15 protein-coding genes and 1 pseudogene are annotated in these 15,092 nt (G+C 65.9%); 8 read left to right on the top strand and 8 right to left on the bottom strand.

The genetic code is table 11. The features are described from left to right. Positions 1-242: 242 nt before the first annotated feature. On the top strand, positions 243-3,116 hold the full coding sequence (locus G3T36_RS01800) for an alkaline phosphatase family protein (protein WP_163287700.1): 2,874 nt from the start codon (positions 243-245) through the stop codon (positions 3,114-3,116). Positions 3,117-3,190: 74 nt separating this feature from the next. On the opposite strand, the gene G3T36_RS01805 is transcribed toward G3T36_RS01800, so the two are convergent. The 7 genes from G3T36_RS01805 to G3T36_RS01835 all read right to left on the bottom strand — a co-directional run bounded on the left by G3T36_RS01805 (position 3,191) and on the right by G3T36_RS01835 (position 10,311). Continuing rightward, positions 3,191-4,978 (bottom strand): acyl-CoA dehydrogenase, encoded by a 1,788-nt coding sequence (locus G3T36_RS01805; RefSeq protein ID WP_163287701.1) that lies wholly within the window; start codon positions 4,976-4,978, stop codon positions 3,191-3,193. A gap of 2 nt (positions 4,979-4,980) precedes the next feature. Further along, entirely contained in the window at positions 4,981-6,339 is a 1,359-nt protein-coding gene (locus G3T36_RS01810; RefSeq protein WP_163287702.1) for a cytochrome b/b6 domain-containing protein, read from the bottom strand. A gap of 3 nt (positions 6,340-6,342) precedes the next feature. Further along, positions 6,343-7,329 carry an electron transfer flavoprotein subunit alpha/FixB family protein gene (locus G3T36_RS01815; protein WP_163287703.1) on the bottom strand — a complete coding sequence of 329 codons (987 nt, stop codon included), beginning with the start codon at positions 7,327-7,329 and terminating at the stop codon, positions 6,343-6,345. A 2-nt stretch (positions 7,330-7,331) separates the two neighbouring features. After that, a complete protein-coding gene (locus G3T36_RS01820) occupies positions 7,332-8,114 on the bottom strand; it encodes an electron transfer flavoprotein subunit beta/FixA family protein (protein ID WP_163287704.1) in 783 nt (260 codons plus the stop codon). A gap of 43 nt (positions 8,115-8,157) precedes the next feature. Beyond that, entirely contained in the window at positions 8,158-9,309 is a 1,152-nt protein-coding gene (locus G3T36_RS01825) for an acyl-CoA dehydrogenase family protein (protein ID WP_163289019.1), read from the bottom strand. A gap of 94 nt (positions 9,310-9,403) precedes the next feature. After that, a complete protein-coding gene (locus tag G3T36_RS01830; RefSeq protein ID WP_163287705.1) occupies positions 9,404-9,934 on the bottom strand; it encodes a hypothetical protein in 531 nt (176 codons plus the stop codon). Then, positions 9,934-10,311, bottom strand: a complete 378-nt coding sequence (locus tag G3T36_RS01835; protein ID WP_163287706.1) for a glycosyltransferase 87 family protein — start codon at positions 10,309-10,311, stop codon at positions 9,934-9,936. The genes G3T36_RS01830 and G3T36_RS01835 overlap by 1 nt, the downstream gene beginning before the upstream one ends. On the opposite strand from G3T36_RS01835, the gene G3T36_RS20205 reads away from it, so the two are divergent. Together G3T36_RS20205 and G3T36_RS01845 are read left to right on the top strand one after the other, a co-directional pair. Then, a complete protein-coding gene (locus G3T36_RS20205; RefSeq protein ID WP_420811027.1) occupies positions 10,300-10,746 on the top strand; it encodes a DUF6611 family protein in 447 nt (148 codons plus the stop codon). The two genes, G3T36_RS01835 and G3T36_RS20205, sit on opposite strands and share 12 nt — an antisense overlap. A gap of 149 nt (positions 10,747-10,895) precedes the next feature. Next, positions 10,896-11,075 carry a hypothetical protein gene (locus G3T36_RS01845; protein WP_163287708.1) on the top strand — a complete coding sequence of 60 codons (180 nt, stop codon included), beginning with the start codon at positions 10,896-10,898 and terminating at the stop codon, positions 11,073-11,075. A 47-nt stretch (positions 11,076-11,122) separates the two neighbouring features. Here the strand turns inward: G3T36_RS01845 and G3T36_RS01850 are convergent, their stop codons facing one another. Further along, entirely contained in the window at positions 11,123-12,310 is a 1,188-nt protein-coding gene (locus G3T36_RS01850; RefSeq protein WP_163287709.1) for a metallophosphoesterase family protein, read from the bottom strand. Positions 12,311-12,499: 189 nt separating this feature from the next. On the opposite strand from G3T36_RS01850, the gene G3T36_RS01855 reads away from it, so the two are divergent. The 5 genes and pseudogenes from G3T36_RS01855 to G3T36_RS19650 all read left to right on the top strand — a co-directional run bounded on the left by G3T36_RS01855 (position 12,500) and on the right by G3T36_RS19650 (position 15,029). Further along, the gene (locus G3T36_RS01855) at positions 12,500-12,802 is read left to right on the top strand and encodes a hypothetical protein (protein ID WP_163287710.1); all 303 of its coding nucleotides are present in this window, start codon (positions 12,500-12,502) and stop codon (positions 12,800-12,802) included. A gap of 309 nt (positions 12,803-13,111) precedes the next feature. Beyond that, positions 13,112-13,354 (top strand): hypothetical protein, encoded by a 243-nt coding sequence (locus G3T36_RS01860; RefSeq protein ID WP_163287711.1) that lies wholly within the window; start codon positions 13,112-13,114, stop codon positions 13,352-13,354. A gap of 208 nt (positions 13,355-13,562) precedes the next feature. Further along, positions 13,563-14,150 carry a type IV toxin-antitoxin system AbiEi family antitoxin domain-containing protein gene (locus G3T36_RS01865; RefSeq protein ID WP_163287712.1) on the top strand — a complete coding sequence of 196 codons (588 nt, stop codon included), beginning with the start codon at positions 13,563-13,565 and terminating at the stop codon, positions 14,148-14,150. 68 nt (positions 14,151-14,218) lie between these two features. After that, positions 14,219-14,479 (top strand): annotated as a pseudogene (locus G3T36_RS20295) (nucleotidyl transferase AbiEii/AbiGii toxin family protein); the annotation flags it as partial. Beyond that, positions 14,430-15,029 (top strand): nucleotidyl transferase AbiEii/AbiGii toxin family protein, encoded by a 600-nt coding sequence (locus G3T36_RS19650; RefSeq protein WP_163287714.1) that lies wholly within the window; start codon positions 14,430-14,432, stop codon positions 15,027-15,029. The pseudogene G3T36_RS20295 and the gene G3T36_RS19650, both read left to right, overlap by 50 nt. Positions 15,030-15,092 lie beyond the last annotated feature (63 nt).

Raw genomic sequence — 15,092 nt, forward strand, 5'->3', positions numbered from 1 at the left:
GCCGTGACCCACGAGCGACATTAGTCCTGCAATGGTGCGCCTGGAAGAGGCTGGTCGCGTTCGCAGACCCGGTCCACGGCGATGTCACCCGCCATTCATCGACTGTTTGGTTGACCCCCTCATAGGGGTACCGACAGGGTTCTACGTGGGCCTCCTCTCGAGGCAGCAACACCGGTCAGAGCACCCGCGGCGTCGTCGCGGGTTCGCGTTCTCAGCAACACGAAGTCCTGAAAGGTCTCTTCATGCACAACAAATCACCTCGGCCCAAGCCCTCCGGCCTGGACCGGATCAGCGCGCTGGTCAAGGGGCACCGCGTCCTCGCGATCACAGCCGGGGGCTGCGCCCTCGCCCTGCTGGGTGGCGGCATCGCCACCGCGTCGACCATCGCAGCAAGCAACCAGCAGGTCGGTGGACAGTACGCCGGCGGGGAACAGATCTCATCCAACCAGACGATCCAGCCCATCGGCGACCGTGTGATGACCCCGTTCGGCAAGCTCATGGGTTCGGTCGTGAGCCCCGACGGGCGCTACCTCGTCGGCACCAGCACCGACCGCTCGGTCGACCTGCAGGTGTTCGACCTCAACACGTACAAGCCGGTCGCGGCGGCGGGCACCCTCGCGGCCACCTCGTTCGCGACCGCGGCCACGAACGCCGGATACGGGAACATGGCCTATCTCAAGATCTCCGACGGCACGGTCGGCCAGGAGGGCCCGGTGTTCTCACCCGACGGGAAGTTCCTCTTCGTGCCGGTCGCGACCGGGATCGTTCGGTACCCGTTCAATGCGGACGGCTCGCTCGGCGCCGGCACCAAGATCAGCATCCCGACCACGGGCGGCCTCCAGGCGCTTACCGCCGGCATGACCTTCTCCCCCGACGGATCGACTCTGTACGCGGCTGTCAACGGCCAGAACACGGTTGCGGCGATCGACCCGGCGGCGGGCACGATCAAGCAGACGGTGGCCGTGGGCATCGCTCCGCGCCAGCTGAAGTTCGTCGGCAACACGCTCTACGTCTCGAACGAGGGCGGCCGTCAGGCCGTCGCCGGAGACACGACCATGGGTTCGTACGGCACGCAGGTGCCGGCCAACACCACCCTGGGCACGTCCACGACGGGCACGGTCAGCGTCATCGATACGGCCAGTCCGGCGACGCCGGTCTCGACGATCCCGGTCCAGCTGCACCCGACGGCGATGTACGTCGACGGCACCACCCTGTACGTCGCCAACACGAACAGCGACACCGTTTCGGTCATCGACACGAAGACCGGAAAGGTCGTGCAGACGTTCGCGACGCAGCCGTGGGCTTCGTCGACGACCGGATACCAGCCGACTGCGATCACGATGCAAGGCGATCACCTGCTGGTCTCCCTCGGCCGCGCCAACGCCATCGCGGTGTACAAGGTCGACAGGAAGGATCCGCGCGACCCGGCCAGCTACATCGGCCTCCTGCCGACGGACTACTTCCCCGAGAACGTCACCGCAGTGAACGGCCAGATCGTGGTCACGAACACCCGCGGTATCGACGCGCGCGGGCCCGCTCTGACCTTCAACAAGGGGCAGGGCACCACCGCGGCAACAGGTCACGGCACCCACGCGACCACCGCTTCGCTCACCCGGTTCACGCTTCCGAGCGACAAGCAGATCCAGAAGGACACCGCGGCGGTCTTCGTCCAGAACGGGTGGGACAAGGCCTCGGTCAAGCAGGCACAGGGCGAGGACCAGTCCGTCGTCGCACTCCCGAAGCGCATCGGGGACCCGTCGGCGATCAAGCACGTGTTCCTCCTCGTCAAGGAGAACCGCAGCTACGACCAGCTCTACGGCGACATGAAGCAGGGCAACGGCGACCCGTCGCTTGCGCAGTTCGGCCAGAAGGTCACCCCGAACCAGCATGCCCTGGCGAGCCAGTTCGGACTGTACGACAACACCTACGACATCGGGACCAACTCGGCGGAAGGCCACAACTGGCTCATGCAGGGCGACAACCCGGCGTACACGGAGACGAGCGCCGGCGAGTACACCCGCTCGTACGACACCGAGGAGGACGTGCTGGGTCACCAGCGTTCCGGCTTCCTCTGGACGGCGATCCAGTCTGCCGGCAAGACGGCGAAGAACTACGGCGAGTTCCAGTACGGCGAGGGCAAGCCGGCCGGTGCGACCTGGCAGCAGTACTACTGCACCGCGAAGGGCGTCATGGCGGGCGGCGACCCGGCCCAGTTGTTCACCCCGTCGCTCCAGCTGCACGCCAGCTCCGCCATCCCGTCGCTCAACGCCATCACGGACCCGAACGCAGCGCCGTTCGACCTCGCTGTACCGGACATCTATCGGTACGAGACCTGGAAACAGGACTTCGAGAAGAACGGACCGGCCAACTTCAACATGGTCTGGCTGTCGAGCGACCACACCGGCGGCACGGCCGATCCTGAAGCACAGGTCGCCGACAACGACCTCGCGGTCGGCAAGATCGTCGACGAGATCTCGCACTCCCGGTACTGGAAGGATTCGGCGATCTTCATCGCCGAGGACGACACCCAGGACGGCGCCGACCACGTCGACGGCCACCGCGCCCCGGTCCAGGTGATCAGCCCGTACGCGGTACACGGCAAGACGGTCAGCACCTTCTATTCGCAGATCAACATGGTCCGCACCATCGAGCAGATCCTCGGAGCACAGCCTCTGAACCAGAAGCTCGCCGCGGCCACGCCGATGACCGACGCCTTCACCAACAAGGCCGACCTGACGCCGTACAACACGGTGCTCAACCAGGTGCCCCTGACCGAAGGTGTGGTGACTGCGCCCGCGTGCGGCTACGACACTCTCGGCGCGACCGGTGCGGCTGCACAAGCCGTCAACGCGGCCGCGGCGAAGGCAGCTGCTGTGCCAGCGGCAGAGAAGACGGTCGCCGCTCAGTGGCAGAAGTGGGCGGAGAAGCAGCACTTCACCGGAACCGCGCACCACGATGCTGTGCCCGACTACGACAACCCGGAGCTGATGAACCGGTGGACGTGGTACCAGACCCAGCACTGGACGACCCCCTACCCGGGCGACGCGAAGATCTACGGACCTGACGACGTCCCCGGCATCCCGGCGGGCTCGAACAACCACAACGACGCCGGCTGATCACAGCCCACGTCGATCGCAGATCGCGTGAACGAACCGGGCCCGGCGGAACATTCCGTCGGGCCCGGTTCGTTCTAGATGAGCGACTCGTCGAGGTCGGCCAATATCCTGTCGCCCGAGGCGAGCAGATCCAGTTGCGCGTCAGCCCGCGGCAGCACGTGGAGGAAGAAGAACCGGGTCGTGAGTCGCTTGGCCTCCGCGAACGCATCGGTCCTGCCCTCAACGGCGAGCACCTGGTCGAGCAGGAGCCACGCGACGACCAGGTCGCCGGCCGCGTCGAGGTACTCGCTGGCGTTGACGAGCGCGCTCACGGCGTCGCCGTCGGCCCACAAGGCACGGGTGATGTCCACGAGCCGTTCGACGCGAACGGCGAGCAGGGGCGCGAGGTCGCTCCCCAGTGCATCCGCCCGACGAACCGTATCCGTCATGGCTCCCACCAGAAGCGCGAACCCGGCGCCGTCGGCGAGCCGCACCTTACGCCCAAGCAGATCGAGCGCGTGGATGCCGTGGGTTCCCTCGTGGATGTCATTCAGCCGGTTGTCGCGATAGAACTGCTCGACCGGGAAATCGCGCACGTATCCGCTTCCCCCGTGAATCTGGATGGCCAGGTCGTCGGCCTTCACGCCCCACTGCGACGGCCAGCTCTTGGCTATGGGGGTGAGCACATCCACCAGGAGTTCGGCGTTTGCGCGCGCCGAGCCGTCCTCGCTGGCCTGCACCAGATCGAGGAGCCGCGTCGTGTACAGCACGAGCGCGACCGAGCCTTCGGCGTAGGCCTTCGCCTCCAGCAGCATCCGCCGTACATCCGGATGCCGGATGATCGGGACCGGCGGAAGCGTCGGATCCTTCGCGGCGAGATCGCGACCCTGCACCCGGCTTCGCGCGTACTCACGAGCGTGCAGGAACCCGGTTTCGGCCAGCGCCGCGGCCGACGCACCGACCGCGAGCCGAGCCTCGTTCATCATGTGGAACATGTAGGCCAGACCGTGGCCTTCCTCCCCGATGAGGTAGCCGACGGCGCCCGCGCCGTCTCCCACCGGGTAGGCGCCCGACCCGTAGGACAGCGCTGTGTTGACCGTCCCGCGGAACCCCATCTTGTGATTCAGTCCCACGAGCGCGATGTCGTTGCGCTGCGTCAGCGCTCCCGGCTCGCCCAGCCATTTCGGCACGATCAGAAGCGAAAGACCCCGCGTTCCCGCCCCGCCGGTGCGGGCGAGCACGAGATGGACGATGTTCTCGCTGAGCTCGTGGTCTCCGCCCGAGATCCACATCTTCTCGCCGCGGAGACGATAGGTTCCATCCTCTTGGCGCTTCGCCACGGTGTCGAGGTCGCCGAGCGACGAGCCGACTCCGGGCTCCGACAGGTTCATGGTGCCGAACCACCGCCCGTCCGTCATCGGCGGAAGGTAGCGCTCGACCAGTTCGGGAGCCGCGTAGGCACGGATGAGGTTGGCTGCCGCTGTCGTCAGCAAGGGGTACGCGGACGTCCCGATGTTCGCCGCCTGCAGCCACATGGATGCGGCGCGGTACACCACCTGTGGCAGCTGGAAGCCGCCGGCCTCCTCGTCCAGCGGCGCACCGATCAGCCCGGCCTCGGCGAAGGCGTCGAGCGCGGTCTTGACCCCTTCGACGATCCGGACCGATCCGTCGACGAGGCGCGGCTCCTCGAGATCCGAGGCTCGGCTGTGCGGCTGGAAGTACTCCTCCGCGATCCTGCGCGTGAGATCGAGGACGTCGTCGAAGGTCGCGCGGCTGTGCTCGGCAAAGCGCGGGAGCGTTGTCAGCTCGTCCACCCGCAACCAGTCGTACAGGACGAAAGCGAGATCGTTCGGATCCATAATCGTCGACTCGTTACGGTTCATGGTTATCCGCTGACCTTTCCGAACAGCCTCGCGATGGGCGCGAGGACCAGGGGACGGGCGGCGACCCAGCCGGCGCCGATGACAGCCAGTGAGGCGACGAAGATCCAGAAGCCGACGGGGTTGTCGGCGTACGCGGCAGGGTCCGTCGACCCGAGGGCGGCGTACATATGGTTCAGGTTGCGGAGCGCTCCGGTGGCGAGCACAAGCGTCACGTGCACGACGATGAACACCACGAAGAAGATCATCACAGGGAAATGCACGCTGCGCGCCCACTCCACGGGGTAGAGCCGGTTGAGCGTCGCGGCTCGTTTCGGCCACACGCCGCTCATCCTCACTCCGGTGATGATCGCAAGCGGCGCGGCCAGGAATACCACCGCGAAGTACGTGAGCTGCTGAAGGGCGTTGTAGTTCACCCATCCGTTCTCGGTCGGCCAGTCCAGGGTGAGGTACTGCAGTGCGGCCGACAGCGCATTGGGGAAGACCGCCCATGAGGTCGGCACGACGCGCATCCACTGCCCCGTCGCGAACAGCAGGATCACGAACACGACCCCGTTGGCGATCCAGAGGATGTCCAGTGCCTGGTGGGACCACAGCGTCAGGCTGATCCGGCGCCGTGAGTTGCGACGCGACCAGAAGACGCTCGGCCGCTTCTCGCGCCTCACCTGCAGGCCCGAGCGGATGATGAGCACCATGAAGAACGTGTTGAGGAAGTGCTGCCAGCCCAGCCAGGCCGGAAGACCGACGGGCGCGTCAGCAGGGAGGGGGTTCGCTCCCGGGTAGGTCGCCATGAAATCCTGAACGGACGGCAGCGACGCCACGAACCGGGCCAGTGCGACAACGATCGCGACCACGAGTGCAAGCCCCACGACACCTACGGCGCTCGCTCCCACCCACTGCAGCCTCGTGAAAGGGCCGTACCGTTTCGGCTCGGCCGACGGCACGACCGGATGCGCGGGCAGGGCAGCGGGCTCGGCCGCCGGTTCCGCCGCTGATGCCGCTGGAGTGACCACGGCCGCGTCGGCGGTAGGCGGAGGTTCGGGGACCGTCGTACGGGGCAGGCCCCGGCGTATCGCAGGCGCAGAAACAGCCTCCTCGACGGGTGGCTGAGACTGCGGGGCCGTCGTACGCGGCAGGCCCCGGCGTATCGCGGGCGGAGCGACAGCCGTCTCGACGACAGCCGGCTCGGCGGTGGTCGGCTCGGCGGTGACCGGCTCGGCGGTGGCCGCCTCGACGACAGCCGTCTCGGCGACAGTAGTCTCGACGGTGGCCTGCTCGGCGACGGCCGTCTCGGCGGGCGGCCACGGGACACCGCCCGCCACCCGGGGAAGCCCGCGGCGCACGGCGCGCGAGTCGGTCGCCACCCGCTAGCCCTTCTTAGCCTTAAGCGCTGCGATCAGCTGGGGAACCACCGTGAACACGTCGCCCACCACGCCGAAATCCGCGATCGCGAAGATCGGCGCATCGGCATCCTTGTTCACGGCAACGATCGTCTTCGCCGTCTGCATCCCTGCCCTGTGCTGAATAGCCCCCGAAATCCCGAGGGCCACATACAGCTGCGGCGACACCTGCACGCCCGTCTGCCCCACCTGGTACGCGTACGGGACATAGCCCGCGTCCACCGCCGCTCGCGACGCGCCCACCGCGGCCCCCAGCACGTCGGCCAGCTGCTCCACCAGCGCGAACTTCTCCGCAGAGCCCAGACCGCGGCCACCCGCCACGATCTTCGCCGCGCCGCGGAGCTCCGGCCGGGTCGAGGAGCCTGACGCCGCCTCGAAGGACTCGATCGTCGCCGCGCGCGTTCCCGAGGGCGTGACCGACAGGCGCGACACGTCAGGTTCGGCGACTTCCTGGGCGCGCTCTTCGATAACGCCCTGTCGAACCGTGATGACGAGCGGCCCGAAAGTGGACGCCGAGGTGACGTTGTACGCGCCGCCATAGACCGAGTGGTGCGCGACCACGCCTTCTTCGTCGCTGCCTACGCCGACGGCGTCCACCGCCAACGGGAGCGAGCGCCTCGCCGCGAAGCCTCCCGCGATGTCGCGTCCGTCGGCCGAATGAGAGAGCAGGACAGCCGCGGGTCGCACGAGTTCGAAAGCCGCGGCGACCGCGTCGACGGCCGGCACGGTCAATTCGTTCGCCTCCCCTGCATGCCCCACGAGCACCGACGCCGCACCGAACTTCCCGGCAGCAGCCGCAAGAGCGTCGTGCCTCGACTCATCCGCGACCAACAGTGCGACCGGCGTGCCGATCGTGGAGGCTGCGCCCAACAGGCCGGCGCTCGACGAGGCCAGCTCTCCCGCCGGAGTGGTCTCCAGCACCACCAGGACAGCATCCGGAGCGAATTCCACCATGGTCACCCCTCCACCAGACGGTTCTCGATGAGGAACGCGGCCAGCCGCTCGCCGGCGTTCCCGTCGTCCTCGATCTTGACCCCGGCCCCGCGAGGAGGCCTCGCCTCCACCGCCGTCATGATGGACTGCGGAACCGTCGCCGGATCGATGCCGACATCGAGATCGGCGAGCGTCACCGTTTCGAACGGCTTCTTCTTGGCCGCCATGATGCCCTTGAAGTTGGGGAATCGGGCGTCCGGCAGCGCCTCGGTGATCGAGATCACCGCCGGCAGCTGCGCTGAGACCGTAGCGGAACCGTGATCTGTCGTCCGCGTTCCGGATACCGCGTCGTCCGTGAGGACGACCGTCGACAGACTCGTCACGGCCGGGACTCCCAGGTGCTCGCCGAGCATCGCAGGCAGCACGCCCCCATCTCCGTCGGTCGACATGTTGCCGGTGATGACGAGATCGAAGCCGACCCGCCGCGCGGCTGCGGCGAGAACGCGTGCGGTCACACCGAGATCCGCACCGGCCAGTTGCTCGTCGGCCACCTGCAGAACGCTCGCGGCGCCCATTGAAAGGGCTTTGCGGAGCGTGGCGGATGCCGCTTCGGACGCCATCGATACGACGACGACCTCGGTCTCCGGATGCGCGTCGACGTGCGACAACGCGACCTCGAGCGCGCGCTCGCCGATCTCGTCCAGCACCCGCTCCGATGCCTCGCGGTCGGCCAGGCCCGTCTGCAGATCCAGCCTGCGGTCACCGTAGGTGTCGGGGACCTCCTTGACCAGGACGACGATTCTCACTGGTGTGCTCCGTGCGAAGACGGGACTCTCGTCCAGCCGGCGCTCATGCGACGCCCAAGGCTCGCGCGATCACGAGAAGCTGGACTTCGCTGGTGCCCTCCCCGATCTCGAGGATCTTCGAATCCCGGAAGTGGCGCGCGACCGGGTACTCGTTCATGAATCCGTTTCCGCCGAAGATCTGCGTGGCATCCCTCGCATTGTCCATCGCTGCGTCGCTGGCGGCCAGCTTCGCGATCGCCGCCTCGGTCTTGAACGGCTGGCCCGCATCCCGAAGTCGTGCAGCGTGCAGCCACGCGAGCCGGGCCGAGTGCACCCTGGCCTGCATCCGTGCCAGAAGGAACTGGATGCCCTGCCTGCTTGCCAGGGGCTCACCGAAGACGTTCCGCTTCCTGGCGTAGTCGACGGCGGCTTCGAGGCATCCTTCGGCGGCCCCGGTCGACAGCGCCGCGATCGCGATGCGCCCCTCGTCGAGGATGTGCAGGAACGCGGCGAAGCCTCGGCCTCGCTCGCCGAGCAGGTTGGATGCGGGCACTCGCGCGTCCGCGAACGTCAGGGGATGCGTATCCGACGCATGCCAGCCCACCTTGTCGTACGCAGGCTCGACCGTGAAACCCGGTGTGCCGCTGGGCACGATGATCGTCGAGATCTCTTTGCGGTCGTCCCGCTGACCGGTCACGGCAGTGATGGTGACGAAACGCGTGATCGCGGTGCCCGAGTTCGTGATGAACTGCTTCGACCCGTTGATGACCCATTCGTCCCCGTCGAGGACGGCTGTGGTGCGGGTCGCACCCGCATCGGAACCGGCTTCGGGCTCCGTGAGACCGAAACCGCCGAGTGCCTTGCCGGACAGCAGCGAGGGCAGATATTCCTGCTTCTGCTCCTCCGAGCCGAACCGGTAGATCGGCATCGCGCCGAGGCTGACTCCGGCTTCGAGCGTGATGGCGATCGACTGATCGACGCGGCCGAGCGCCTCGATGGCCAGACCGAGAGCGAGATAGTCGCCGCCCTGACCGCCGTACTGCTCGTCGAAGGGAAGCCCGAACAGGCCGAGATCGCCCATTTGCGCGACGACGTCGAGCGGAAGCGTCTTCGTCCGGTCGGCCTCATAGGCGACCGGTGCGACCACCTCCTCGGCGAACTCGCGCACCATGTTCGCGAGTTCGACGTGTTCGTCGCTCAATCCATAGGTGGTCAGATCGATTGTCACCAAGTACTCCGCTTCATTGAGGACGTATCACCGTGCATGCGTTTCCATGCTAGATGGTTCGGGGGAACGCTGCGCCTCACCCCTAGCCGCCGTTGACACCCTCCATCCGCCATCCATCCCACGCGGTCGGGTTGATGATCGCAAGGGGTTCCTGGTCGGATTTGCCGTCGGCAAAGTGGATCGTGGCGAGTGCAAACGCGCTGTCGACGTCGCTCTGCTTCACGGTGACGCTTGCGACTCCGCCTCGCGCGTCGGCCGCATGACGGAATGCCTCCGGCGCCACCGTCGGGTCTCCGGTCCAATCGGGGGACGGGATAGCCTTCTTCATCTCACTCGGACTCTCATCCGAAAGCGCCTGCAGGTAGCAGCGGATCACTCCCGCCTGCGCAGGGTCGGCTCCGGTGATGGTCGCGGGATACGGGCACGACACGGGGCAACTGTCGTCCGTGTCACCGCTGAGGTTGCAGATCGGCGCCCAGAGCGCGTCCCCGCTCCACGCGTTGCCCCAGATGGCACCGACGAGCACCACCACGGCAAGCCATACCTGAACGGATCGCCTCTGCCACGGCTTCGTTCGTCGCAGTAGCAGTGCGTCTTCATTCGTGCGCGTCACTAGCCCTGCCCTTGCGTGCTCGCGATCAGCGCCATGACGATGAAGCCAGCTGGAATCAAGAAGACCACGATTCCCATCCCGATCGCGACGCCGGCCAACGCTCTGAACCGCGTGCGCATGAGCAGCGCGACGGTACCGGCGATGATGCTCAGGAGTGGGAGGACGACCAGCCCATACTGGAACGGGTCGAAAACGCCTTCGGTGGTGACCGAGATAAACGTCACGAAGCCACTGACGATGGCCAGGACCGCCAGAGCGAGCGCTGCGATGGCGAACCAGTCGGCCGTCACTCGACGGCGTGCACTGGAGTTCGTTCGGAGCGCTGGCGAGACATCGGGAATGTGCTCGGCGCGGACCGCTGTCTCATGGTTTGCCACGAAGACCAATCGTATGGGCGACCGGCTCCGTACCGCGGCCCCCCATCGAAGGTGCAGCAGCGCCAGCGAGCCGTTAGTGTTTGCCCCGCGCCCGTATGGAGTTCGCAAGGATCGCATCCGCCCCGTTCGCCCGAGCGCATCCTTTTCTCGTGGTTGAATTCGTACGCGAACTCACGGAAGGCGCCAAACTCTGGGGCACCACGGCTGACGCGCCCGCTTCGGAGTCGCATCCGATCGCTTTCGGTCGTACGCATGTACATCCGCGGTGAGCTCGAGGTGGACGGTAACGCGTCGCTCCTGCGAGAGACGGCTGCCGCTTTCGCGTCACTGGATGCACGGCGCCGGGCCGGCGACGTCGATCCCGTTCGGTACGAAGCGGAATGGGCCCGCATTTACGAGACGCTGCCGAGCTCGAACGTGTCCGTCATGTCGTGAACCAGCCCCTTCACGTGACCCCCCGCCGATAGACCGAACAGTCTTGACTTTCCTTCACGTTCCGCGCAGATTAGTCGGACCAGCGAGTCAAAACGTGACGCGTACGCACGATGTGTGGGCGCTGGTGCAACAACCCGGGGGGGATTGCGATGAACGACTGGAACAGTGCACTGGATGAGGTCGCGCGAAGCATGAAGGGGCAGCCGAGCGAGGTGATCCTGGAGTCGTTGCGTGCTGCTACGGGTCCCGACGACGCCTGGGACGAGGCCGTGATGGTGCAGGCCGCATCCGAAATCGCCAACGGCGTCAACCTCCACTTCAACCGATAGCGGCCCCGCCCCACGTCGGGGCAGGGCCGCTTCGACAGGGTCGCCGCTCAGCCTTTGCAGGCCCCCGATCCGGAGTCGGAGTAGTCGAGCGCCGACGCGCTGAGGCCGGCGCCCTGCAGTGCCGGAGCGTACGAGAACGCGTAGCTGTGCTGCTTGAGCGTGAGCTTCATCGTGCCGTAGCCCTGGTTGTAGGCGGTGACGACATTCGGGTTCGCGTAGCTTCCGTCGGCGTTCGTCGCGAGGGCGTCGAGGGCTTCACCGCCGGTTCCGATGATGATTTCCGGGATGCCGGACTTGGGGTCATACTGGCCGGCCGGGTCCATCGGCTTGAACCGCGCGTACGCATGCTCGTGACCGTTGAGGATGAGCGTCGCGTGGTTCGCGTAGAGGAGCTTCCACCAGTCATCGGTCACCTGGCCTTCCTGGCCGCCGGCGCCGGGCGCGGATGCTGCCACGGTCGCCGTGGAGGCCGTCGTCGCGCTGAAGGTCGGCTGGTGCCAGTAGGCGATCGTGCACTGCTGGTGGTTGTTCTGCAGGTCGCTCGCAAGCCACTCAGTCTCCTGCGCGAGCAGCCCGCTGTCGGAGGTCGAGCAGTCGTTGGCGAAAGCGGCGGAATTGCACTCGGCGTTGAGGGAGATGATGTGCCAGTTGCCGAGGTCGTACGAGTACCAGCCCTGGTTGGCGCTCGTGTCGTTCCCGGCCTGGCCGGAGGTGTTCGGCGTGCCGGCCTGGTCGTGGCCGTTGAAGTAGGCGAAGTAGCCGTTGCCGTTCTGGCCGGCCTCGTTGTCGCCCTTCTTCGTGTAGGAGTAGTACTCGTGGTTGCCGGGGGCGGGCCGTTCGAGGAACTTGAGACCACCCCAGGCCTGCTCGAAGGAGCCCTCGAAGTCGCTCAGCTTGCCGACCTGATACTGCTCGTCGCCCAGGAGAGCGACGGCGTCCGGCTTCATCGCGTCGGCCTGCTTTGCGGTCGCGAACTCTGCTGCATAGCCGCCGAGGCTCGGGCTGCCGCACTTGAGGGCAGCCGGATTGGCGGTGTTGGCGCTGTCATCCGGTTCGCAGGCGATGTCGCCGACAGCGGCGAGCGTATAGGTCTTGGCGTCGTCGCCCTTGGCGGCGGTGTTGTACGGCCAGCCGTTGCCGATGCCGGGTGCCGCGACAGCAGCCGCCGCGCCGAGCAGCGACGCCGCTACGATGCCAGCGGCGATCAGCGAGATCTTACGAGTTCGAGAGCGCATACCAGTCCTCCTGAAGGGCGGGGTCTGAGTGACGCCGCTGCCAGGCCAGAGGCTAGGGTCGCGAGGCGACGTCCCGGTGAACCCGGGGCGACGATCGGATGAATGGATCCGCGGCAGATGGACAGCAGCCTCAACGTGAATCCGAGTCGTGTCGCCCAGTACTCTGATCGCGCCCAGTACTCTGATCGCATGCAGGGACGAATCGTGTGGCTGTGGGTGCTGCTGACGACGGCCGCGCTCTTGATAGTCATTGGCGCGGCGGTGCTGCTGTTCGTGCCGGTCTCATTCGGATGGGTCGGGTACGCGCCGGAAGCCAACGCGGCGTCGTTCGAGTTCTCCGGGATGTATCCGCTCACCCCCGAGCGCGCAGCCGGTGCAGGATGCGTTCTCTTCGGCCTCCTGCTTGGTGCGGCGGTTCTGGGATGGGTGCTCGGTCGCCGATCAGCGCTGAGCGCGAGCATCCAGGGCAGCTCGTCTCAGTCGCGAGAATGAGACGGCCCCGGTTCGCAGAAGTTCAGGAACATCGGGCCGCAGAACGCGCTGGCCGAGCGTCCGACCCGGGGGTTTGTCGCGAGATTGTCCTGATCCGAGTACAGCGAACCTCTAGAGATACTCGTCGATGGGCTAGCTGAGAGTCGGAAGCGGAACGTAACCGAGTAAATGGGCGCAAAGAAATCCAAGCCGCGGAACGCGCCCCGCCGACGCGGTCGCTGCCCTGGAGACACGCTGGTGCAGCCGCGCCGACGCCCTCAAACTATTGAGCAAAGTCGGGCAGGCTATCGCTCTCATCCACCGTGAGGAGTGCGCCTCATCCCGGTGAAGAGCGACGGCCGAACGTCCATCGCAGAAGCGGCGATCACTCTCGCCGAGGCGGTGAGTCAGAACAACATCAGCCGGGCATACCGCGTGCTCGTGCAGGTCGCCGACGACCTGACGGCCCCGGACCCCGCGGCCGCAGAGATCCCAGTCGACATCAGGAACGTGCCTGGGCCGCTGCGCGAGCGTGGCGTACTCATCGATGTCGACGAGCTGACCAGCGCATGACTGGGTTCCAAAAGGGCTGGCGTCGAGCGGGCTATATGCGCCTGACGCATTCTGGCCCAGGTTCACGACTCTAACCGCTCGCATCAAATCGCATACAGAAGTGACTATCTGTGTGCAGTTCAATGCCTGGCCCGTAAGACCACTCGCACATCAAATCGCATACAGTTATGATTATGTGTATGCGGAACAATGCAGGAAGGAGACCCCGATGAAGACGAAGCTCGACGCGATCACGAAGGACACGTTTACGTTCACCGACGCTCGCAACGCTGGTCTGCAGGTCAGAGACTTGCAGAAACTCCTCGAACAGAATCAGATCGAACGGCTTAGCCGCGGACGCTACCGGCGCACCGACGCACCGAACAGTGACCTCAATCTTGTTGAGATCACCACCCGAGCCCCGCTCGCCACGATCTGCCTCACCAGCGCGCTTTCACGCTACGACTTGATCGACGCGATTCCCGACAAGCTCGACATCGCCCTTCCCCGCAACACTCGCCACCCGAAAACAACCGCGGCCGTCCACTGGCACTCTTTTGACAAACCGACTTTCACCCTCGAACGCCACGAGGAGCCTATAGACGGCAGCGACCTGACCATCGGCATCTACAGCCCCGAGCGATCCATCATCGACGCGTTTCGCCTCCGTGGCTATGTCGGCTACGAAATCGCGACAGAAGCGCTCCGCAACTGGCTCCGACTACGCGGATCACGTCCGGCAAAGCTCATCAATATCGCCCGCCAAATCCCCCGATCCGAAGCTCCGCTCCGCACCGCCTTGGAGTTCTTGACATGACCGGCGCAGCAAGCGTCAGCGCCCAACTGACCAACCTCGCACGCGAGCAAAGACGCAACTCCCATGAGATGCATATTCTCTACGCACTCGAACGGTTCCTCGACCGTCTCGGCCGAACCGAGTACGCGGGTGACTTCGTTCTCAAAGGGGGCCTGTTGCTGGCCGCATATCGGCTACGCCGGCCAACCCGCGACGCCGACCTGCAGGCGATGGACATTCAACTGGACGAAGAACACTTGCGTGCAGTCGTCGCCGCGGTTTCCGCAATCGACGACGAAGATGGACTCGCGATCGACGCTGACGCCACCCGAGTGGTTCAGATCCGCGACGACGCCGAATACACGGGCCTACCACACATCGGTGACGATCCAACTCGATGTCAGCACCGGCGACCCGATTTGGCCGAATCCGGAAACGGTCGAGTTTCCGCGGCTGCTCGGCGGCAGCCTCGCAATGCTCGGACACCCGATCCCCACAGTCATCGCCGAAAAGTCCGTGACGATCTTGCAGCGCGGCACTACGAGCACCCGGTGGCGTGATTACGTAGATATCCGTGGATTCCAGCTCACCCAGGAGTTCACAGCGGGTGATCTTCGCGCGGCCGCAACTGCTGTCGCCAAACATCGCGGTTTCACTTTGGAACCCCTCGCCGACTACGTCGACGGGTACGGGACTGCTGCAGGGATGCAGGCAAAATGGGACGCCTGGCGGCGCAGGGAAGGGCTACAGGACCGAACTGAAGCGGACCTCGACGACCAGTTGGCCGACATTGTCGCGTTCCTCGACCCGGTCTACTCCGGCAGGGTCACCGACTCCGCTCGCTGGGACCCGAATGCGCAGGCCTGGACCGAGTATCGCAGTATAGGTAGCTGCCGCTGATTTCTAGCGTGGGCAACTCGTGGGCAAATCGTCAAAATGACGAAAGTGAAAACCCCCGCATCC

This window comes from Leifsonia tongyongensis, from assembly GCF_010686705.1.
Lineage (GTDB): Bacteria > Actinomycetota > Actinomycetes > Actinomycetales > Microbacteriaceae > Diaminobutyricibacter > Diaminobutyricibacter tongyongensis.